The organism is Sphingobium phenoxybenzoativorans, from assembly GCF_001757355.1.
Taxonomy (GTDB): domain Bacteria; phylum Pseudomonadota; class Alphaproteobacteria; order Sphingomonadales; family Sphingomonadaceae; genus Sphingobium; species Sphingobium phenoxybenzoativorans.
Window position 1 is genome coordinate 1 of sequence record NZ_MINO01000155.1, and the last position, 2,603, is coordinate 2,603.

Sequence of the window (2,603 nt, forward strand, 5' to 3'; positions counted from 1 at the left end):
TGCGGATTCCGACGATCGCGCGCATGTATTCCGATCTGATGCCGCGCAGCGTTCCGATCTGATCGCGCGCAGTCTGAGCACCTGATCGTTGGGTGCAGTTGTCATCATGTAGCCTGATTGGTCAAGCGGCTTGAGCGTGGAGATTTCGGCGCATGGATTCGCCAGAGAGTTCTAGGCGATGAGCGTTGTGGACGAGGCGATCGAGGATGGCATCGGCGTAGGTCGGGTCGCCGATCAGATTGAACCAGCTGGCTATTGGGAGCTGGCTGGTCACCAGCGTTGATCGACGGCCGTAACGGTCTTCGAGGATTTCGAGCAGGTGATGACGGGCATTGCCGTCGAGCGGTTCGAGGCCCCAGTCATCGAGGATAAGCAGGTCGACGCGGGCGAGACTCTTCATTCGGGCCGCGATGCGGCCGTCACCCTTGGCCAGCGATAGGTCATCGATCAGGCGCGGTAGGCGGGTGTAGAGAACCGAGCGATTGTCCCGGCAAGCCTGGTGGCCGATTGCACAGGCAAGCCAACTTTTGCCGACCCCCGCTGGCCCTATAATCGCGCAGTTCTCGTGGGCGGCGATCCAGTTGCCCTTGAGCAGCATTTCGAACAACCGGCGGTCGAGCCCGCGCGCAGCGCGGTAATCGACGTCCTCGGGCACAGCGTGGTGCCGTAGCTTGGCGTGTCGCAGGCGAAGCGCGAGGCGCCGGTCGTTACGCCAGGTAGCCTCGTGATCGAGCAGCAACGCCAGCCATTCGGCGTGGTTCAGGCTGACGGCATCGCCGTTGTTGTCGAGCTCGGCGAAGGCATGCGCCATGCCGGTCAGGCCGAGCTGGTTCAGTTGATCAAGGGTTGGGTGTCTGAGCATCATTGTTCCTCTCAATGGTAGTATTGGGAGCCCCGGATGTTGTCGTGCAGGATCGGCTCGCGCTCCGGGGCTTTGGACACGGGCACCTTGTCGAGCCCCTTTTCGAGGATCGATTTGACGGACGGATAATTGCGCGCCTGGATCTCCAGCGCGCGGACCGCGGCAGCTTCGAGCCGATCGGCGCCGAAGCGCTTGGCAAGGCCGATGATGCCAAGGCAGGATCGGTAGCCCTGTTCAGGATGCGGGCGGTCGTCGATGATGCGCTCGACCAGCAGCAACAGCATCGGCCCGATCCGGGCCGCCTCTTCACGGATCTTGGCCGGCGTCCATTCCAGATAACGCCGATGGCTCGAGGGCATGTGCTCGGGCACGGTGGTGTGCCGGCCATTTCCGCTGCCACGCATGTGAACGGCGATGCGCTCGCCGCCCAGGAAGATCTCGACAGTGCGCGCGGTAAAGCGAGCCTCGACCTCCCGGCGGGCGAAGCGATGCGGCACCGAGTAGTGGTGGTGATCGAGCGCGATATGGTAGTCGAGCCCGACCCGGCAGCGCTTCCACTGGGCATGGGCCCACGGCTCAGCTGGCAGCGGCTTGAGATTGGGCGCGTCGACCTCCTCGAACAGTTCGCGCCGGGTCTTCTGGAACTGGCGCAGCACGCGCCGGTCGTTGAGATCGGCAAGGCACTCGGCAATGCCCGCATTGACCTCGGCCAGGCTGTAGAAGATGCGGTTGCGCAGCCGGCCCAGCACCCATCTTTCGACGATGCCGACGCAAGCCTCTACTTTCGCCTTGTCCCTCGGTTTGCGGCTCCGTGCCGGGAGCACCGCCGTACCGTAATGGCGGGCAAGGTCGGTGTAGCTGCGGTTGACCATCGGATCGAAGTGGCAAGCCTTGATCACCGCGACCTTGGCATTGTCGGGCACCAGCAACTGCGGCACGCCGCCGAAGAACGCGAACGCGGCGTTATGGGCCTCGGCCCAGTCAGCGAACTGCTCGGTCCAGGTCGCGCACGCGAACGACAGGCTCGAGCCGCCCAGCACCGCCACGAACAGATGCGCATCGCGGATCTCGCCGGTCCGGCGGTTGATCACCACCGGCACCGTGTCGCCGGCGTAGTCGACGAACAGCTTCTCGCCGCCGGCATGGCTCTGGCGCATCACCAGCGACAACCGGCCTTCCCAGCGCCGGAATAGGTCGCACCAGCGGCTGTACCGGTACCCGTCCGGGTTCGCCGCATAGTATTCTTCCCACAAGACCTGCAGGGTCACGTGCTTGCGCTTCAACTCACGCGCTACCACCGACCAGTCTGGTTCTGCTTGCTTGCGCCGTCCGGGCTTCACGCCGGGTACGCCGTAGAGCTTGGCTTCCAGCTCCGCGTCTGTCACGCCATCGCTGACTGGCCATTCAAGGCCAGCTAATCGGAGGCGGTTGATCGTGTCCCGAACCGTTGTGGAGCCCACCCCAAGGCGCTCGCCAACAACTCGTGTGGAAAGCCCTGCATCCAGGCTCAGTCGCAGTATCTCGCGCACTTGGCGCATTGTAACCCTCCTCGTCGGCATCCATCCCTCCGGTTGCTGTGCAACCGCAGAAATGGCCCAACGATCAGGCCGCTCGAACCTCAAACTGCGCGCCATCAAATCGGAATGCTGCGCGGACAATTCTCGGAATCCCGCGCGCGATCAAATCGGAATCCCGCGCGGCTTCAATTCGGAATACTGCGCGCGATGCCTCGGAATCCGCA

2 protein-coding genes are annotated in these 2,603 nt (G+C 63.7%); both read right to left on the reverse strand.

The window, feature by feature from the left end; genetic code table 11:
- Positions 1-121: 121 nt before the first annotated feature.
- A complete protein-coding gene (gene istB / locus BHQ40_RS24410) occupies positions 122-862 on the reverse strand; it encodes an IS21-like element helper ATPase IstB (protein WP_070158277.1) in 741 nt (246 codons plus the stop codon).
- An 11-nt stretch (positions 863-873) separates the two neighbouring features.
- On the reverse strand, positions 874-2,400 hold the full coding sequence (istA, locus tag BHQ40_RS24415) for an IS21 family transposase (RefSeq protein ID WP_083277144.1): 1,527 nt from the start codon (positions 2,398-2,400) through the stop codon (positions 874-876).
- Between the last annotated feature and the right edge of the window lie 203 nt (positions 2,401-2,603).